General features: G+C 51.9%; 16 protein-coding genes. 3 read left to right on the top strand and 13 right to left on the bottom strand.

All coding sequences use genetic code 11. The features are described 5' to 3' along the window. Window positions 1-7: 7 nt before the first annotated feature. The 7 genes from HJV72_RS05810 to HJV72_RS05780 all read right to left on the bottom strand — a co-directional run bounded on the left by HJV72_RS05810 (window position 8) and on the right by HJV72_RS05780 (window position 7,313). Window positions 8-979 (bottom strand): C-terminal binding protein, encoded by a 972-nt coding sequence (locus tag HJV72_RS05810; protein WP_208069470.1) that lies wholly within the window; start codon window positions 977-979, stop codon window positions 8-10. Beyond that, window positions 976-2,001, bottom strand: a complete 1,026-nt coding sequence (locus HJV72_RS05805; RefSeq protein WP_208069469.1) for a 2-dehydro-3-deoxygalactonokinase — start codon at window positions 1,999-2,001, stop codon at window positions 976-978. The genes HJV72_RS05810 and HJV72_RS05805 overlap by 4 nt, the downstream gene beginning before the upstream one ends. After that, entirely contained in the window at window positions 2,001-2,888 is an 888-nt protein-coding gene (locus HJV72_RS05800) for a dihydrodipicolinate synthase family protein (RefSeq protein ID WP_208069468.1), read from the bottom strand. Before HJV72_RS05800 ends, HJV72_RS05805 begins: the two co-directional genes overlap by 1 nt. An 18-nt stretch (window positions 2,889-2,906) precedes the next feature. Then, a complete protein-coding gene (locus HJV72_RS05795) occupies window positions 2,907-3,593 on the bottom strand; it encodes a cyclase family protein (protein ID WP_208069467.1) in 687 nt (228 codons plus the stop codon). A gap of 18 nt (window positions 3,594-3,611) precedes the next feature. Further along, on the bottom strand, window positions 3,612-4,577 hold the full coding sequence (locus HJV72_RS05790) for an ABC transporter permease (protein ID WP_208069465.1): 966 nt from the start codon (window positions 4,575-4,577) through the stop codon (window positions 3,612-3,614). A 21-nt stretch (window positions 4,578-4,598) separates the two neighbouring features. Then, a complete protein-coding gene (locus HJV72_RS05785; protein ID WP_208069464.1) occupies window positions 4,599-6,092 on the bottom strand; it encodes a sugar ABC transporter ATP-binding protein in 1,494 nt (497 codons plus the stop codon). Between the two features lie 72 nt (window positions 6,093-6,164). After that, a complete protein-coding gene (locus HJV72_RS05780) occupies window positions 6,165-7,313 on the bottom strand; it encodes a sugar ABC transporter substrate-binding protein (RefSeq protein WP_208069462.1) in 1,149 nt (382 codons plus the stop codon). Between the two features lie 245 nt (window positions 7,314-7,558). Here HJV72_RS05780 and HJV72_RS05775 point away from each other — a divergent pair, with 245 nt between their 5' ends. The 3 genes from HJV72_RS05775 to HJV72_RS05765 all read left to right on the top strand — a co-directional run bounded on the left by HJV72_RS05775 (window position 7,559) and on the right by HJV72_RS05765 (window position 10,460). After that, window positions 7,559-8,422, top strand: coding sequence for a MurR/RpiR family transcriptional regulator (locus HJV72_RS05775; protein WP_208069460.1), 864 nt, complete (start codon window positions 7,559-7,561; stop codon window positions 8,420-8,422). 69 nt (window positions 8,423-8,491) lie between these two features. Continuing rightward, window positions 8,492-9,499 carry a 2-dehydro-3-deoxygalactonokinase gene (locus tag HJV72_RS05770; RefSeq protein WP_208069457.1) on the top strand — a complete coding sequence of 336 codons (1,008 nt, stop codon included), beginning with the start codon at window positions 8,492-8,494 and terminating at the stop codon, window positions 9,497-9,499. Between the two features lie 13 nt (window positions 9,500-9,512). Then, window positions 9,513-10,460, top strand: a complete 948-nt coding sequence (locus HJV72_RS05765; RefSeq protein ID WP_208069455.1) for a C-terminal binding protein — start codon at window positions 9,513-9,515, stop codon at window positions 10,458-10,460. Between the two features lie 40 nt (window positions 10,461-10,500). Here HJV72_RS05765 and HJV72_RS05760 read toward each other — a convergent pair whose 3' ends face one another. The 6 genes from HJV72_RS05760 to HJV72_RS05735 all read right to left on the bottom strand — a co-directional run bounded on the left by HJV72_RS05760 (window position 10,501) and on the right by HJV72_RS05735 (window position 16,028). Then, on the bottom strand, window positions 10,501-11,403 hold the full coding sequence (locus HJV72_RS05760; protein ID WP_243765539.1) for a serine hydrolase: 903 nt from the start codon (window positions 11,401-11,403) through the stop codon (window positions 10,501-10,503). Between the two features lie 30 nt (window positions 11,404-11,433). Next, window positions 11,434-12,267 carry an N-acetylmuramoyl-L-alanine amidase family protein gene (locus HJV72_RS05755; protein WP_208069453.1) on the bottom strand — a complete coding sequence of 278 codons (834 nt, stop codon included), beginning with the start codon at window positions 12,265-12,267 and terminating at the stop codon, window positions 11,434-11,436. 16 nt (window positions 12,268-12,283) lie between these two features. Further along, window positions 12,284-12,904, bottom strand: a complete 621-nt coding sequence (locus tag HJV72_RS05750) for a YARHG domain-containing protein (RefSeq protein ID WP_208069452.1) — start codon at window positions 12,902-12,904, stop codon at window positions 12,284-12,286. Window positions 12,905-12,971: 67 nt separating this feature from the next. Then, a complete protein-coding gene (locus HJV72_RS05745) occupies window positions 12,972-13,232 on the bottom strand; it encodes a zinc ribbon domain-containing protein (RefSeq protein ID WP_208069451.1) in 261 nt (86 codons plus the stop codon). A gap of 12 nt (window positions 13,233-13,244) precedes the next feature. Further along, window positions 13,245-15,026 carry a WG repeat-containing protein gene (locus tag HJV72_RS05740; RefSeq protein ID WP_208069450.1) on the bottom strand — a complete coding sequence of 594 codons (1,782 nt, stop codon included), beginning with the start codon at window positions 15,024-15,026 and terminating at the stop codon, window positions 13,245-13,247. 21 nt (window positions 15,027-15,047) lie between these two features. Continuing rightward, complete coding sequence (locus tag HJV72_RS05735; RefSeq protein ID WP_208069449.1) at window positions 15,048-16,028, bottom strand: hypothetical protein; 981 nt, start codon at window positions 16,026-16,028, stop codon at window positions 15,048-15,050. Window positions 16,029-16,032 lie beyond the last annotated feature (4 nt).

Raw genomic sequence — 16,032 nt, 5'->3', positions numbered from 1 at the left:
CTGCAGCTTATAACTTGTTGACGCAATATACGGGTTTCCCGTGCAGCAGCGTCTCTACCACATTTTCAGCCGTCTTGCGCTGAAGTTCCACTACCGCCTCCTCGGAACACCAGCCCATATGAGGCGTCAGGAGCACATGTTCCTTAGACAGCAGCGGGGAATGCTCGAAGTCTTCCGTCGATACGACATCCAGGCCACAGTACCCCACCTTCCCGCTGTCCAGCGCTTTTATAAGAGCCGCCTCATCAATCAGCCCGCCACGGGCCGTATTCACGATGACCACTCCATCTTTCATCATCCGGAAAGCGTCCTCCGACAGCATATGCATCGTGGAGCCGTTCAGCGGAACATGAAGGGAGATGACGTCCGCCCCGCTCACTGCCTCCTCAAAGCCAAGAAACCGGAATTCCGGATAGGACGCGCAGTCTTTAAAATATGGATCATATATCACAATCTCCTGGAAGAATGCCTTCATCTTTGCTGCAACATTCCGGGCTATATGACCGAACCCGATCAGGCAGAGCACCTCATGCTCCATCCTTCTTATCGGCCGTATCTTGTCCATATCAAATTCCTTCGCCAGAAGGAGCCGGTTTGCAAGCGTTATCTTTCTCTGCGCATTCATGATGTGGGCGATGGCTGTATCTGCCACTTCGCCGATACAGTAATCCGGCACGTTGGCCACATAGATACCTTTGGCTGACGCAGCCTCTATATCAATCGTATCCACCCCGATTGCATATCTGGCAATCACCTTGCACCGCTCCATGCTGTCGATGACAGACTTGTCTATCGCCGCAAACTGGACGATAAGCGCATCCGCGTCTTTCACATAAGGAATGAGCGAGTCCGGCTCTTTTATGCCGCCCTCTGATATTTTAGTCAGGTCCACGACCTCCACCTCTGCAAGCCGTTCAAACACCTTGTATTCTTCATTCAGATCCGGATAATAATAATCCGCTATCACTATTTTCATCATCTTATAATCCCCGCCTTCTCTGCGAGGCTGAGCATACCCTCGATACTCAGCCGGTCAATCTGCTCTTTATCCGAGATGACAGACACCTCTGCCTCCGCGTATTCCTTCCTTAGGATATATTCATAGAGCCTGCACCGTTCTCTCAGACCGACAAGCACGAACCGCTGCGGCCTCCCTAATCCGAACATATCCATCTGGCCTATCGAGAGCATGTCATCCGCCGCAATGAGCGCTTCAAAGAAGAGACGTCTCTCATACCATTTCGTATCCAGAAGCACATCCAGAAAACGGGGGAACATGAAGGAACGCACAAGCCCTGCCCTGCGGACCCATGCAGCCGCATGCTCCACGACTGCCTCGTCAAAATAATCTTCCGGCGCTCCGCTTCCGTCATCCTCCAGTGACTTTGTGAGAAAGGTATTATTTTTGACTGCCTCGAACGTCTGCCCGCTCATCGTCGTAAGGCTGCCAAGAATCTTCCCGCCGCCGTCTGCCGATATGAACTTGGTATGTGAGGAGAGCACCACCACTGTCGCAGGCAGGATAAGCTCCTTGTTCCGGAGGATTCCCATCATCTGCGTCTCCTCTCCCCGCATGAAGTCCAGGCTGCCCGCCGCCGCGAATGGGCTCTCCATCTCTTCCGCCATCTTGTTCTTGATACCCCGCACGAAATAGACCGGCTTGCCTGCATACAGGTCAAGCCCCTCTACAAGTTCCATATGCGCAGCCAGGTCTTCTGCTCCGCACGGTGCGGTCAGATGGGGCAGCTCACAGAGCCCAATCTCCGATGTAATCATACCGGAGGAAAAGACCGCACGGATATCTCCCTCTTCGACCCCGGCAGCCTGTACCGCCTTCGTGACCGTATCCTTAAGCCCTGCTGTAAGCACATCCTTGGACCCTGTGATGGAAGTATCCCGCACTCCTACCTTCTTCGACGCCTGTCCTGCTATGCTCCCGTCCTCTCTCACCACATATGCCCTTGAATTGGTCGTTCCACAGTCAATGATTATGTAATACATCAGATTACCCCCAGTTCCTTAAGTGCTTCTTTGATAGCCTCCTTCTCGCCGGCAGACGGTGGCAGGAAGGGCCTCCTCGGATGGGCAGCCATGATGTCCCTGATCTCTGCAATGGCATAGATGGCAAGCTGTGTGGAACCTGCAAGATACATGATATCCCGCAGCTTATTGATCAAAAACTGAAGATCCCTTGCTTTCGCCTTCTCGCCGTCCATGGACGCATCAAACATCTCTTTGCACAGTTCCGGGAATACGTTTCCGATGCCCGGGATATATGCACGGCACCCAAGCGCGTGCGCCGATATCCAGAGTGCCTCCGTCCCAAGCGCAAGGTCAAAGTTGTCATCCACAAGCTCCCGCTCGTATACTGCATAGTTCATGAGGTCAAAGGTGGCGTCTTTTATGCCGGACAATCCGACATTCTTCAGCTGCTTCATAACGTTGAGGCTTGTCTCGTAACCCTGGAATTTCGGGTTGTGATACGCATAGAATGGTATCCTCTCTCCTGCCGCCTCAATCACGTCTGAATAATACCGGATCAGTTCCTCATCCCCGTAGTGGAAATAATAAGGGCCGACTGCAGCAGCGGCATCACAGCCCGCCTCAGCCGCATGGAGCGTAAGCTCTGTCGTTTCTTTTGTCGTAAGCGCTCCTGTATGCACGACAATCTTCGTATCCGGAGCGGAATACTTCTTTACAACTTCCGCAACCCGCTTGCGCTCCTGAAGCGTCATCAGCGGCCCGCAGCCGTAGGATCCACAGATAAACAGTCCGTCTACCTTTGGCGACAGGTATTCCACCAGCTTCTGAAGATTATATTCATCCAGACGTCCTTCCTCGTCGAATGGGGTTATCATGGGAGGTACCACACCTTTTAATTTTTTCATGACTTCTGCTCCTTTTCTTTATACTATTGCTACCATATTCACAGGTCCGGCTTCCAGCCCCGCAAATCTAACAGGAAATGCGCAGACTGCCCGTACCTTATCATCCAGTTCCATCAGCTTCTTAATGTTGACATCCTCATATAGAAGGAGGGTGCGTTCCCTCTGCTCCTCGTTCGTCTCCAGCAGGGCATGGTGGGAAGGGAACCCTTCTGCCGCCCCGGTTTCGGCACTGTCAAAACTGATAGAATCCAGAGCCACCGCCTTAAGGCCGGGAAAATGACTTCTCAGGTAACGCGCCGCGTCCGGAGCCACAGACGGGAAATCGGACACGAATTCCTCCGGGCTGCTCTCCCTTAGGTCTGAATACCCGGTGTAGACGAAGAGTATGTCACACCCGGCAATCTCCTTCTCATGCGCCTGCAGTTCCTCAAGTTCTATCCGTTCCCCTCTGGACTTCTTAAGCTCCAGTACGAACGGGGCCGTATAGTAGAAGTCCTCCACCGGAATCTGATCGATTGTCTTTCCCGCGGCATCGAAATGGAACGGCGCGTCCACATGCGTCCCGGTGTGCAGATGATGGTACACGGATGATGCATTACATGCGTCCCCGAACCGGACCGCCTGGTTGTAATCATACTTCTCTTCCGGATTCGTCGGCCATTTCGGCACATCTTCATCAATGATATAACTTAATTCAACCAACATATAAATCACCACTTCCCTTTACTCTTCGTCTGGTTTCCTGAAAATATACCCTTTGCGCAGCATGTCAAACAGCAGTGCAATGATGATAATCAGCCCCATCACGACTTCCTGCAGATATGCATTGACGCTCATCAGATTCATAGCGTTGCTGATAATCGTCAGTATGAGCGCTCCGACAATCGTACCTGCGACGCCGCCTTCTCCCCCTGTCATGCTCGCTCCACCGATAACGACAGCAGCGATGGAGTTTACCTCCATGCCGTTTCCTATCGTACTCGTTGACGATAAGAGCTTGGATGTCAGGACGATACCTACGAGAGCGGACATAAGGCCGTTGATGACATAGACAGAGAACTCTACGATTCTGACATTGATACCGCTCAGCCACGCCGATTTCCTGTTGCTGCCGGTGGCATATACTTTTCGTCCGTATCCCGTATACTTTAGGATGATATATGACAGAATGTAAAGCGCAAACATCATCCACACGCAGATGGGAAGCCCCATCACCTTCTTCAGCCCTATGACGCTGTATTCAATCGGCAGCCCTATGATTGTCTTGCCCATAGATATGTAAAGCGCAAGCCCCGCGGTCACGCTCGAAGATGCCAGCGTCGCTATGAAGGACGGCATCTTAAGAACAGTGATTAGGAAACCGTTGAACACGCCGACCAGTATGCCGAGCCCCAGCATCATAAGTACAGCCGTCCCGATTCCAATCGTTCCTTCCGCCAGGAATTTCATCCCTATCGTAGCCGTGAACACGATACAACCGCCTACCGACAGGTCTATCCCTCCTGTCAATATGACAAAGGTCATTCCAAGCGCTGATATGCCACATGTCACAGACTGGGTCAGCACGTTGCTTAAGTTGGAAGGTGAGAAAAACTTATCTGTAAAGAGAGACGCCACCAGACACATCAGCACCAGTATAAGAAACACCGACCCCTGTGATTTCATAAAGAGTTTAACTTTTTTATTCATATCTCTTCTCCTTCGTGTCATTTACATTACTTGTCTTTGAAGCTCCGCTTCGGTGATGCTGCCGTTCTCCATCTCGCCCGTTATCCTCCCGTCTTTCAGGACGAGTATACGGTCCGCCATGCCGAACACCTCCGGCACCTCCGAGGACAGCAGAAGCACCCCGATTCCGGCTTCTACCATCTCGTTAATCAGGTTGTAGACTTCTACTTTGGCGCCAATGTCGATTCCCCTCGTCGGCTCGTCCAGGACAACGATCCTGGCCTGGGTGGCAAACCACTTGGCAATGACGACCTTCTGCTGGTTTCCTCCGCTTAGGCTGCTTACCTTCTGTCTCGGGGTCTCGCATTTGATCTGAAGCTTGTCTATGAGACGGGTATTCGTCTCCCTCTCCTTCTTCAGGTTCAGAAGGCCCATCCTGCTCATCTTCCGCAGCGCCGCCAGCGATATGTTGAAGTCTATGGCCTGGTCCACCTGCAGCCCCTCTGAGCCTCTGTCTTCTGAGATATATCCGATACCGGCCTTTACCGCCTGGGCAGGGGCGGCAAATCTTGCATCCCTGCCGTTCATATATATGCTGCCTGTCAGCCGTTTGCTTCCCTTTCCATATACGCCGAACAGCGCTTTTGCTATCTCTGTCTTTCCGGCGCCGAGAAGCCCTACGATTCCAAGGACCTCTCCCTTTTTCAGTTCAAATGACACATCATAAAGCCGATCTTTGAGGGAGATATGCTCCATCTTGAGCAATGTCTCTCCTGTCTTATAGTGTATCTTAGGATATTTGTTCTTGATTGACCTGCCGACGACCATCTCAGCCAGGGTATCTTCATTGATATCCGCCGTATCGACCGTGGCAACCTTCCTGCCATTGTTCAGAATAGTGATACGGTCTGTAATCTCCATCATCTCATCCAGCTTATGTGATATGAAGACGACAGAAATATTCTTTTCCTTCAGTTGCCTTACGATTTTAAACAGATGTTCTACATCCTTCTTTGGAAGGGCCGAAGTCGGCTCATCCAGCAGTATAATCTTACAGTTGCCATTCAGCGCCCTTGCGATTGCCACAATCTGCTGCTGCGCGATACTCAGACGGTCCAGCCGCTCGTCCACATCGATATCTACATCAATCGTCTCTAGCAGTTCACGGGATATCTCCCGCATCCGCGTCCAGTTGACCAGCCTCAGACCATTCTTCGGTATATTACCCTGACAGATATTTTCCGCCACCGTAAGATGCGCAAACAGGTCAAGCTCCTGATAGACCATGCGGATACCGGCCCTGGATGCAGCATGGGGCGAATCAAAAGCTGTCTTTTCTCCGTCGATATAGATCTCACCCGCAGTCGGCGACAGCACGCCGTTAACAATCTTCATCAGAGTAGACTTACCGGCCCCGTTTTCGCCGAGCAGGCCATGTATCTCTCCGGGACGGACTTCAAAATCGACATCTTCCAGCACCGTGACACCGTTGAACTGCTTTCCAATGCTTTTCATGATCAGGCCCTGTTTTTCCATAGTTAGCTCCCTTTCCGATTCCTAGAATTGTCAGAGGGTGTATATTTCAACACCCTCTTTGTTATCAGAAGTCTATTCGATCGTATACTGATCCCAAACGCTTGCCGTCTCGCTCCAGTATCCGTCATCCACATTGAAGTTGCCCCAGAATGCGGCGTCGTCTACATTGTCTTTCGTGATAGCCGTGGCATCTACCGTGATTACATTGCCGCCCAGGTCTTCACCTTTGACTACCTTCGTCAGCACCGCCTTGGCCGCTATCGTAGCCATTGCAAGCGGGGAATTGTCTACCGTCATATCCAACACATCCTGACGGATATAGTCGAGAGCAGAAGCTGCTCCGTCAATCGATACGATCATGACGTGGCCGTCTTCGCCTACATTCTTCAGCTTGTCGGACTGGGTCAGGGCGGACACGACACCTGCCAGCATACAGTCGCTGTGCAAGAATACCGCTCCTACGTCAGAATCCGTCGTCAGCACATCGTTCATGGCTGCCATGGCTGTCTCAGAAGACCAGTCGCACGGATTGTCCCTGATATTGTCAAGCCCGTTTGCCTGCACGCCTGCATTAAATCCTTCCGCACGGTCGTCTGCCGTCGCCGTTCCGAGCGTCCCCTGCATCGTCGTCACTTTCGTGCCTTTTCCGGAAGCATTGTCCGCAATATATTTGGCACACATCTCACCCATCGCCTTATCGTCTATCAATACGCTGTAGTCGACTTTGCAGTCGCCGTAGATGGTCCTGTTTACTGCAATGACTTTTACACCCGCATCGTTACATGCCTTGATTGCAGGAGCCACGGCGTTGCTGTCGGCTGCCTGGATAAGGACTACTTCTACGCCCTTCTCAATGAAGTCGTATATCTGATTGCACTGGTTCTCGGCATCGCCGTCCGCGCTGCTCACTGTCACATCCGCTCCGGCCTCTTCCAGTATGTACTGCATATATTTCTGTACCGCGATGATATATTCGCTGTCCAGCTCCGCCACAGTAATCGCTGCCTTGATTGGCGTTCCATCTTCCTTCAATGCAAGGTCTTTCAATACATCTTTTGTAAAATCCTGTCCTTCCTGTTCTGTCTTCTTGTCCGCCTTCTTATCTTCCTTGTCCGATTTGCCATCCGAGCCTTTGCTTCCGCAAGCCACCAGTGATAATACCATCACGCCTGCGAGGAGCAGCGATGCTGCCTTCTTCATTTGCTTCTTCCAGTTTTTCATAATGTCTTCCTCCTTGATTTTTTTGTTTTGATTGAATGATACGACAAATGCTTTATGATTATAAAATATAATTTTTTTATTTTTTTGTCAATATATTTTTGTAAATTTGTTCATTTTCCATTATTTAACATCACTTTTTATATGCAATATGTTTATATAAATAAAAAAAATTTATTATTTTCAGTTTGAATTTTAAATATCATTATGTTATATTTGTAGTAAGAAAATGGAAAGGGAGGTTACATATGCATATCGACAATGACCATTATCCCACGCTGGCCAAGATCAGCGAATTATATCCGCAGCTTACCAAAGGACAGAAGCAGCTGGCCGACTATATACTTAAGAATCCGTCGGAAGTGGTAGATAAATCCATCACCGATCTCATAAGCCATACGAGCCTGAAGAGCGAAGCCTCCGTCGTTAAGTTCTACCGGCTTCTCGGCTTTGACGGATTCAAATCTTTTAAGATCAAGCTGGCGCAGGAACTTGTAGGCAGAACCTTTTATCATTCGGAAAGTGATATCACGCTGGATGACGAGCCGACCGAAATCAAGAAAAAGGTATTCCTGGGCGCCATGTCTTCACTCAGCAAAAATGCGGATATTGCCGCCGAAGAATGCATGGATGCCCAGAAGCTGCTCTCAGCCGCGAACCGAATCATCATCCTCGGCCACGGTGCTTCCGCTTCCATCTGCCAGTACGCTTTCTTCAGGCTTACCGAACTTGGGCTGAACTGCGTCTGTAACCCAGACGCGCATATGAACGCTGCCATCCTGACCCATCCGCGGCCGGGCGACGTCATCCTGTGCGTCTCGCAGTCCGGCGAGACCGCCGACCTGTACAAGCAGATCGAGATGGCTTACCAGCGCAGGATACCGGCCATCCTCATCACCGGAGCGCCCGGCTCCTCCATCGCAAGGCTGTCACAGGTCATATTAAGTACCGTCAGCGAGGAGCGGAACATCCTGACCGACGCGCTCAACTCAAGAGTATCCCAGTTCTGCCTGATCGATGCACTATTCTCTATGATAAGTATCGCGAATGCGAATGATATGCTCCCCAGGCTGCAGGATACGAGGAACACCTTTAAGAAATACAAACTATGACAAACGCTTTGATTGAATGAAAAAAACAGATGCTTATATTAAATTTCACCGTGAAAGGAAAGGAATAATATGAGCACATATACTATTACCATTGACGGCGGCACGACCAATACCCGGTGCATCCTGTGGGATGACAGCAGGCTCCGTATCGACGAGGCAAGAAGAGAGGTCGGCGTCCGCAACACAGCCATAGACGGCAGCAACAAAAAGCTTAAGCAGGCAGTAAAGGAATGTCTGGAACAGCTGCTGGACGGCAGCTCCCTTACTTACCGCGATATCCGCCATATCATAGCAAGCGGTATGATAACTTCTGACGTAGGCATCGTGGAAGTCCCTCATCTGACCGCGCCGGCGGGACTCGATGAGATTGCGGCGGCCACGAAAGAGCTCCTTCTCCCCGATGTCTGCCCGGTGCCCATCCACTTTATACCGGGAATCAAGAATGCAGACGGCGATATAACCTTTGATGACTACGAATCCATGGATATCATGAGAGGGGAGGAAGTGGAAAGCCTCGCCATCATCCACAAATATCACGAAGGCCGGCCGATGCTCCTGATCCTTCCGGGTTCCCACAATAAGTTCGTGTCCGTGGACAAAGACGGAAGGATAACCGGATGCCTCACCTCCATCTCCGGCGAGCTGCTGGCATCTGTCACGAATGACACGATCATCGCCAAGTCGGTCGGACGGAGCTTCGTAAAGAGCGGCGACTATGACAGGGACTGGCTGCTGCTCGGGTACGAGAACGCGAAAAGGGTCGGGCTTGGAAGAGCCTGCTTCTCCGGGCGTATCCTGAGCTTATTCAAGGAAAGGAACCCTTCCAAGATAGCGAACTACATTCTGGGAGCCGTGCTGCAGGGTGATATCACAGCTATAACAAACTCCCGGGCACTGAGCCTCACCGAAGATACGCACGTAGTAATCAGCGGCAAGGCTCCCCTGAATCTGGCATTGAGGGATATCCTCCGTGCGGAACATATATATGAGCATGTCACCATCTATGAACCCGACCGGGGCTTTTCCACGTCAGCGCTCGGGGCATATCTCGTAGCAGAAAAGATGCAGCTGTTATAAGGAGGAAAACAACATGAAAGTAGTTATCACAGATTACGAATATGAAAATATAGACACGGAAAGAGGACTGATAGAAGGTGCAGGATTCGAACTGTACGCCTATCAGGTCAAAAAGCCGGAAGAACTCATACCAGTTGTAAAAGATGCCGATGCGGTCATCACCCAGTATTCTTCCGTCACATCCGACGTCATCGAAAGCATGGAGCATTGCAGGATGATAATCAAATATGGTATCGGGGTGAATAATATCGACTGCGAGGCTGCCGCCGCAAAGGGCATCTACGTATGCAACGTGCCGGATTACGGAGTGGCGGAAGTGTCGGACCACGCCTGCGCCATGATGCTGGCGCTCGGCAGGAAGCTCCCGGTACTTGCAGGAGCGCTGAGATCTGGCGACTGGGGCTATGGAAGTGCCATTCCCCTCCGGAGACTCTCGGAATGTACGCTTGGCCTGGTAGGCTTCGGACGGATTCCTCAGATGGTGGCCAGGAAGATGCAGGCCTTCGGAATGACGGTATCTGCATATGATCCTTTCGCCCGTCCGGAGACAGCGAAAGAACAGTCTGTCGCACTTGTATCTCTTGACACCCTGCTGCGGACAAGCGACTTCCTCTCTGTCCACTGCCCGCTAACCAAAGACACGTTTCACCTCATCGGAGAAGAGGAGTTAGAAAAGATGAAAGCCTCCGCCTTCCTGATAAACACGGCAAGGGGAGGCATCATAGAGGAACAGGCATTGATAAAAGCATTACTGGAGAAGAGGATTGCGGGGGCGGGCATCGATGTATTTGAGGAAGAGCCTGTTCGCCCGGACCACCCCCTCCTACAGATGGACAATGTCATCGCCACCGCGCACAGCGCCTGGTACAGCGAGACAGCGATACATGCCCTGCAGCAGAAAGCGGCAGAGGAAGTCGTCAATGTCCTGAAAGGAAATAAACCCTTCCACCGTGTCATATGACACCTTGCACCGCCTCCCCGGACCGTAATTTATGTAATTCCTACCGCATCAGTTCATATAGATTGGACGACAGCTTCTGTATGCCCGTTCTGGCGGCAGCCGCATCGGTCAGCCCTTGCGACATGACACAGATGGCATACGGCTCCTGTCCGCCCCAGACGAGGGCGGCATCATTTTCCACCGTGTCGAGCTCCCCCGTCTTGTTGGCTGTGACCGTTCCCGCAGGGACACCTGCGGGAATCTTTTCTGTCCTTGTCTGCTCCTTCATAAAACCGGTAATCTGTTCTGCACCGGTTAGCTCCTGATGGTATAGGTCACAAAGAAATGCGCCACAGTCTTCCACCGAAGTATAGTTGTCGTCTTCTGCGTCGAAGTCCAGCATAAGGCGTCCCATATGAGTCTGCGAATACCCATGGGCAGCCGCGAAGTCATTGACCGCCTGCATCCCTGCGGCCGCATCTCCGTTCCCGAGCCGTTTCACAAGTGTATTTGCCGCATCATTATCGCTTACGGTTATCATCGACCGAAGCAGCGTCTCCGTCTCCTGTGCACCATTGTGCGCATCCATCCTGTCTTTCTGCTCATACACGGTTCCTGCAATAAAGAGCTTGATGAGGCTCGCCGACTGCATCGGCTTATTGTTGACCGACGCTTCCCTGCCCGTATCAAGCCCGTATACATATACCGCCCACTCTCCGCCTCCGGCAAGCCCGGACGTCAGGCCCTCCACCTGTGCCTGTATGTCCTGCGCCGGCGGGTCCTGTGTCTGTCCGGTTCCTGCATCGTCCTGCTCACCTGGGCCTTCCTCTTCCGTCGTAATGACCAGGTTCTTTTTCTTTGCCCCGGCATCTTCTGCCTTCTTATCCGCGTCTTTATCTCCGCCTCCACAGGCAGTCGTTAAAAGAACCACACAGAGTACCGCTGCAAGCGCGCCTTTCTTCATTCCCACATTCCTTTCCTCCCATCCCCTATATCATCGATGTGCAAAATAATCCTCTATGCCTGCCGCGATACCGTCCGCCATCTTTTCCTGGAAGGCGGCATCCGCCATCATCGTATCGTCCTGCTCGTTGGTCATAAATCCCATCTCCAGAATCATCACCGGAATCTCGCTCCAGTTGAGCCCGGTCATCGTGTCATTGACCTGAATGCCCTGATTCGAGAATCCTGTGGCTTCGCAGTAGGACGATAGGACCGATTCCGCCAGCCTGCTGCTCTCACCGTACAGCTGCCCGACGTACGGGTTATCCTGGGACATGACAAGGCAGAGCGCCCCCTCGCTTGACGGGCTCTCGCTTCCGTTCGCATGGATCCTGACGCACACATCGGCTCCTGCTTCATTGGCCATCTGCGCTCTCTCTTTATTGCTGATAGCCGTATCGTTATCCTCCCGGGCCATTACGACTTCATACCCAAGCTTCTCAAGTCTGTCCCTTACCTTCAGGGCGATGTCCAGATTCAGTTCGTATTCCCCCAGTCCGGTATAAGTGCCGGTGGTGCCCGATGTCGCCTTCTGCTTCATCACGCCTGAACCGGGCGCATTCTCTTCCTGGGCGCTCATGTCTACATGGGGCCCCTGGTGCCCCGGATCTATGGCTATCTTGATTCCTTTCGGCTTAGCCGTCTCCGGCACGAGCTTTTCTCTGTCCACTTCTGTCATCTTCTCAGCCGCACCCTTTCTCACCGTTTCAGAAACCGGGCTTCTCTTTGCTTCAAACGGGCTCTTTAAGATATATATGAAGGCTGCTGCCCCGACTGTAAACAGCAGCACCAGCGTCATTATGACATAGATTCTTTTCTTCTTCATATCCCCTCACCTGTCGTCACTGGTCCAGCGGATAGCCGCCGGAATTGATAGAGAACTCCTTCTTGCGCAGCAGCTCCGCATTCTTCTTCTCATAATCGTTCAGCACGCTCTGGCTGTAATTGGCGTCAAAGTCGTCCGGGTCATACTGGCCTGTATACCAGCTCTGGCTGTCAAAATACTGCTGCAGCTCATTGGACTTGAACCTGCGCCCGTGTCTCGCATATATCTCGTTCTTGGCATAGTTCAGGTCTTTCAGGGACAGGCTTGCTATGTCCGCATCCGACAGATAGCGCGCATCACTTTCAGGCAGAATGTATCCCGTGCTCTCGGGCTTCGTGTCCGCCGGTTCTTTTACCGTGCCTGCTTCGGTATCTTCTTTGGACTTCTTCTTTTTCGCCTCGTCACTGCTGCCTTTTTCCTTCGTATCCGCCGACTTCGTCTCATTCCTGCCGCTGTCGCCGCCCTTGCTCCCGCTTCCCCACATGACCCAGAAGATGATTCCTGCCACGATAGCAGCCATGATGACCGCCGCGATGACGATTACCTTTGTATTTGATTTCTGCTCCACCCTGCTGCCGCACTCTGGGCAGAAAAGGTCCTCTTTTCCTACTGGTGTTCCACATTTCTGACACCGCATATCACTAATCCTCCTCACTGTAGCTAAATGAGTGGTCTCTTTCTTCTGTCACTCATATGCTTTCTTTTTACACCCTCTGCCCGCACTGTGCACAGAACAGCGAGCCCGGCTTCAGTTCGCTCCCGCAGTGGGGACATACGTTCTCATCCTTCTCGTTTTCTTTCTTAATCCTCGTAATCTTATCGAACAATGGCAGAAGTTCCGGCAGCGGATCTTCAAAACGCCCTTCGTAATATGCCTTCCCAAGCTCCATATACGCCCGTTCCAGCTCCGGTTCCTGTGCTCCCTTCTCATAATTTACAAATACTGTCTTGTCGTTGTCGCTCATTTGTCCCTCTCCTTATCTTATCTCGCTGATGTTGGCGCTATCAATAACATAATTGCGGAAATAGTACGCCGTATGTGCATCTCCGCGCAGCTGCCCCGTTACCTTTACATGCTTTCCGTCCCATGATTCATCCATATCGCTTATTGGGTTAAATATCTGTATATCTGTGCAGTTGTCATACGTTGTCTCTTCCTCCGCACCCCCTCCGACGCGGAAGCCTGCGGGGGTGTCCAGCTTCAGCAGCAGGACGTCCAGCTCCTCCCCGTTCGGATGCATCCCCTTTTCATACTGGATGGTGCCGGTCAGTTCTATCGGCCCGCTCTCGTAGACCGTATAGGCACTGTCTGTTCCCCCGCTATCCTGTAGGTCTGCCTCATCGACATCCTCCTGCGTCTCGTCTTCCTTCCATTCATATATCTGAAGTACGCCCCATCTGCCGTCTTCCTTCGCCCAACATTTTCCTTCGTATACAGGCAGAAGTTCCTCGTATATTCCGGAAGGTATGACAGTCTCACCGGAGGTGTCCCGCATCTCCCACCGGCCTTCTTTACAGAGCACGACGTAGCCCTCCGTTGCGGCATAGCAGTAGTCTTCATATTCCTCGCCATAGGATTCCGGTGCCGAATAATAATGCCAGGACGCATCGAACTCTGCCGGAATCACTTCCTTGCCGCTTTCATCCACGTATCCCCATCTGCCGTCCTTCTTTACGGCCAGCAAGCCCGAAGATGCCGTGCCGCACTCTTCATATATAAAGTCCGTAACCGGCCCGCCATCATTGTAAACCGCATACAGGCCGCCCGTTTCCATCCACTCTTCATAATTCCCGTCAATCGTGTCACTCGTATAAGGCTGCTCATAATGCCGGACGGGGAACGCGCCTTCCGGCATGTCCTGTCGAAATTCATGAAAGCTGCCTCCCATGTCATCAAGTACGCTCGTAAGATTTCCTTCGTATTCATAGAAGACATCCATCGGTACGCCGCCGCCAAGCCCCCATGCAGGCTCTATTCCATCCGTATCCTCGCTTATCCGGTACATCGTCCAATCGTTCTGCATCTCGTCATCGTACACAGGCTCAGACCGTTCCAGCAGATACTCTCCTGCATAGGTCTGTATCTCCTTATACTCCAGGCCGCCTTCCATCTCGCCATCTATCCCGACCAGCCCTTTGCCCTCTTCTGACTGGATTACGGCATATGGAGAGAAGAGCTGGCGTTTCAGCTCATTTGCAGGCTTCTTATAGTTGTCGCTCTCCGCCAGATAATAGATGGCGTCCGCTTCAATCTGAGGCTCGCTCTCCCATGTGGCCTTGTAATCCTCTTTCTGTTCCTTATGCTGCTTTGCCTCTTCCTTTTTCTGTTCCAGCTTCTTACGGTTCTTTTCCGGTACTTTCTTCTCTGCTTTTGCAAGGATGCTTTCTGCCTTCTCCGGTTCCCCGTTTGCCTCATACAGCTCGGCCAGCTTCACGTATGGCTCCTCCTGCTTCGGGTCTATGGCAATGGCTTTCAGATATTCCGTCTCTGCTTTCTCATAGTCCATCGTTTCCAGATATTTGTCCGCTTTTGCCATATATTCTTCGTACTCGCCCTTCGCATCTACATTCTTCATCGCAAAGTAACCGGCCAGTATGGCTGCTGTCAGAAGGATGGCTGCGGCTCCGGCCCACAGTCTGACCTTCTTTCCTTTCTTCGCTTTCTCTTCCTGCTCCTGCGGCGGCTCTATTTCCACCCCGCACTTTGCACAGAAGCGCGCCCCTTCCTCATTGGGGCTGCCACATTTTCGGCAATACATATCCTTTTCCTGTCCTTTCGTCTAAGCCAGCACAAATGCATGGCACTTATCTCCTATGTACACTTCAATCCCGCGGGGGAGATGATAGCACCTCCCCGCGCCAAGCGGCTGCCCGCTCAAGAGGAAGAAGCTGTTCTTCTCATAAGGCTCTACACAGTATTCCTCATATTCTTCTACATAGTATACGCCGGCAACTGCATCTTCGCCTCTTTCCGGGGCGATATATACGTCCGTCCCTGCCTTGGCAAAGTATATCTGCACCTTCTCACAGAGAGGATATATTTTTGACTCATATATTCCGGTCCTGCCACCGATGGCACCGTGGAAGTCCGCTTCGGACGTCTGCTGCCTCACAGGTGGGGCATTCTTTTTCGCCGCCTCTCTCTCCCGCTCCAGCTGCCCGATGCGGTCCAGATAGGCCTGTTTTTTTGGATCCTGGGGCGCATTCCACGGGTTCGTCCTGTCGCTGAGGCTCTCCGGCATAATATCCTGAGACCTCCCCACCGTCTTATTCCCGGTTTTCAGTATCATCCCACAGACCGACAGCCCAAAGACAGCTACATATAATATAATCCACAGCACTATGGTAGATACGTGGAACCGTATCCCGCTGCTCAGTCCAAAGAAGCTGAACGCGCTCTCCACTTCATCCATCTTGCCTTTCACCGTCACGCCTAATATGATGACGAGGATATTGTTCACCACACCGCCTGCTATGGCCGCAATATATGCTTTCGACGCATCGAGCACTACCGTCAGGAACGCGCCCGCAAGGATGAGGGCGATGAGTATGATGACCGTGATGACGCTCGGCCTCAGATACTCTTTAAACAATTCCATCACTTCTCTTATCAGCTCCGTATCGCCGTAATTTCCGACCCCGATTTTCAGGATATCCATCACCGACATCTTCATCGCTCCCACTTCAATGAGCGGCATAAAGCCGGCAATAAGCGAGCAGGCGAGCAAGGCGCCCGCTATGTACTTCAGTTTCTCTTTCATCTTC

The organism is Extibacter sp. GGCC_0201 (genome assembly GCF_017566055.1).
Lineage (GTDB): Bacteria > Bacillota > Clostridia > Lachnospirales > Lachnospiraceae > Extibacter.
This window is presented reverse-complemented; position numbering and strand designations above follow the sequence as displayed.